Source organism: Nocardia sp. NPDC060220 (genome assembly GCF_042727815.1).
In the GTDB taxonomy this organism is placed as follows: domain Bacteria; phylum Actinomycetota; class Actinomycetes; order Mycobacteriales; family Mycobacteriaceae; genus Nocardia.
Window position 1 is genome coordinate 1 of sequence record NZ_JBHWZY010000846.1, and the last position, 2897, is coordinate 2897.

Here is a 2897-nt window from a genome sequence, read left to right on the forward strand (position 1 = left end):
CATCTCCGCGGCGGCTAACCGGCGACCCGGCCGCGACCGGCCACTGCGTGGCCGCCCCTCCCTAGGGGTCGGGGTTCTGGGCTGGGAGTGCGGTGATGGCGGTGTTCGTGTCTGTCGGAGGGTGTCCCTAGACTCACTCGGGTGAGTTCACCGACGACTGCGCAGGCATCGACAACGACCACTGCCCCGGAGGGTGAGCGGCCTACGCTGCTGCTCCTCGACGGGCATTCGATCGCCTATCGCGCGTTCTTCGCGCTACCGGCGGAGAACTTCAAGACTGTCACGGGTCAGACCACCAACGCGGTGTACGGATTCACCTCGATGCTGATCAATCTCCTGCGCGACGAGAAACCGAGCCATGTGGCCGCGGCGTTCGACGTGTCGCGCAAGACGTTCCGCACCGAGGCGTACCCGGAGTACAAGGCCAATCGCAGTGCCACCCCCGACGAGTTCCGTGGGCAGGTCGAACTCACCAAGGACGTGCTCGGCGCGATGGGCATCCCGGTGATGGCCATCGACGGCTACGAGGCCGACGATGTGATCGCCACTCTCACCACCCAGGCGATGGCACAGGGCTACCGGGTCCTCATCGTCACCGGCGACCGCGACGCGATCCAGCTGGTCAACGACGACGTCACCGTGCTCTACCCGAAGAAGGGCGTCTCGGATCTCACCCGCTTCACCCCGGCCGAGGTGGAGACCAAATACGGCCTCACGCCCGCGCAGTATCCCGACTACGCGGCTCTGCGCGGCGACCCGAGCGACAATCTGCCCGGCATTCCCGGCGTGGGGGAGAAGACCGCCGCCAAGTGGATCCGCGAATACGGCGACCTCGCCACCCTGGTCGACCGCGTCGATCAGGTGAAGGGCAAGGTCGGCGACTCCCTGCGGGCGAACCTGTCGAGTGTGGTGCTCAACCGCCAGCTCACCGAGATGGTGCGCGAGGTGCCGCTGCCCTACACCCCCGACCAGCTGATCAAGGCGCCGTGGGACCGCGACAAGATCCACCAGCTCTTCGACGACCTCGAGTTCCGGGTGCTGCGCGACCGGCTGTTCGACACCCTCGGTTCCCCGGAGCCGGAAGCCGAGTCGGGTTTCGAGATCAGCGGTGGTGCCCTCGATCAGGGCGCGGTCGCCGACTGGCTGGCCGAGCACGCGAAAGCCGGTGTGCGCCATGGTCTCTCGATCGTCGGGACCGGGACGCCGGTGCACGGTGACGCGCGGGCACTGGCGATCGCCGCCGCCGACGGTGAGGGCGGCTACATCGATCTGACCGTCCTCACCCCCGAAGACGAGACGGCGCTGGCCACCTGGCTGGCCGATCCCGAGGTGCCCAAGGCGCTGCACGAGGCCAAGTCCGCCGGGCACGCACTGCGCGGGCGTGGCTTCACCCTGGGCGGTCTCGCCACCGACACCGCCCTGTCGGCCTACCTGGTCCGCCCCGGTCAGCGCAGCTTCAACCTCGACGATCTGTCACTGCGCTATCTCAAGCGCGAACTGCGCGTCGAGACCGGCGACACGGGCCAGCTGTCCCTGCTCGACGACGAGGACACTGTCGCCGCCGATATCGCCCGCGAGGAGATGTTGCGTGCCCGCGCGGTCGCCGACCTGGCCGTCGCCCTGGATACCGAACTCGAAGCCATCGAATCGACCCCACTGCTCACGGAGATGGAGCTGCCGCTGCTCGGCGTGCTCGGTCAACTGGAGGAAGCGGGCATCGCGGTCGACGTCGCCCAGCTCGAGAACCTCCAGCAGCAGTTCGCCGACCGCGTCACCGAGGCCGCGAACTCCGCGTACGAGGTGATCGGCAAGCAGATCAACCTCGGCTCGCCCAAGCAGTTGCAGGTGGTGCTGTTCGACGAGCTCGACATGCCGAAGACCAAGCGCACCAAGACCGGCTACACCACCGACGCCGACGCGCTGGAATCGCTGTTCGAGAAGACCGGTCACGCGTTCCTGGAACACCTGCTGGCCCACCGCGACGCGACCCGGCTCAAGGTGACCGTCGACGGCCTGCTCAAGTCGGTCTCCGACGACGGCCGCGTGCACACCACGTTCAACCAGACCATCGCCGCCACCGGCCGGCTCTCCTCGACCGAGCCGAATCTGCAGAACATCCCGATCCGCACCGACACCGGCCGCCAGATTCGCGACACCTTCGTGGTCGGCCCCGGCTTCGCCGAACTCATGACCGCCGACTACAGCCAGATCGAGATGCGCATCATGGCGCACCTGTCCGGGGACGCGGGCTTGATCGAGGCCTTCAATTCCGGCGAGGACCTGCACACCTTCGTCGCATCGAAGGCCTTCGACATCCCGATCGCGGAGGTGAGCTCCGAGCTGCGCCGCCGGATCAAGGCCATGTCCTACGGTCTCGCCTACGGTCTGAGCTCCTACGGCTTGAGCGCCCAGCTCAAGATCAGCACCACCGAGGCCAAAGAGCAGATGGACGTGTACTTCGACCGTTTCGGCGGCATCCGCGACTACCTGTCCGACGTCGTCGACCAGGCCCGCAAGGTCGGCTACACCCAAACCCTGTTCGGCCGCAGGCGTTACCTGCCCGACCTGGATTCCAGCAACCGTCAGCGCCGTGAATCCGCCGAGCGGATGGCACTGAACGCGCCGATCCAGGGCACCGCCGCCGACATCATCAAGGTCGCGATGATCAACGTGCAGAACGCGATCCGCGAAGCGGGCCTGCGCTCGCGGATGCTGCTGCAGATCCACGACGAACTGGTCTTCGAGGTCGCCGACGGCGAACGCGAGGCCCTCGAAGCCCTTGCGCGCGAACAGATGTCGGCCGCGATCGACCTCTCGGTCCCGCTCACCGTCTCCGTCGGCACCGGCCGGAGCTGGGATTCGGCCGCGCACTGAGCTGGTCCGCACAGCACGAGGGG

General features: G+C 67.3%; 1 protein-coding gene. It reads left to right on the plus strand.

Going from position 1 to position 2897, the window contains the following annotated elements; genetic code table 11:
• Window positions 1-141: 141 nt before the first annotated feature.
• The gene (gene polA, locus ACFWF3_RS30595) at window positions 142-2874 is read left to right on the plus strand and encodes a DNA polymerase I (protein ID WP_379317170.1); all 2733 of its coding nucleotides are present in this window, start codon (window positions 142-144) and stop codon (window positions 2872-2874) included.
• Window positions 2875-2897 lie beyond the last annotated feature (23 nt).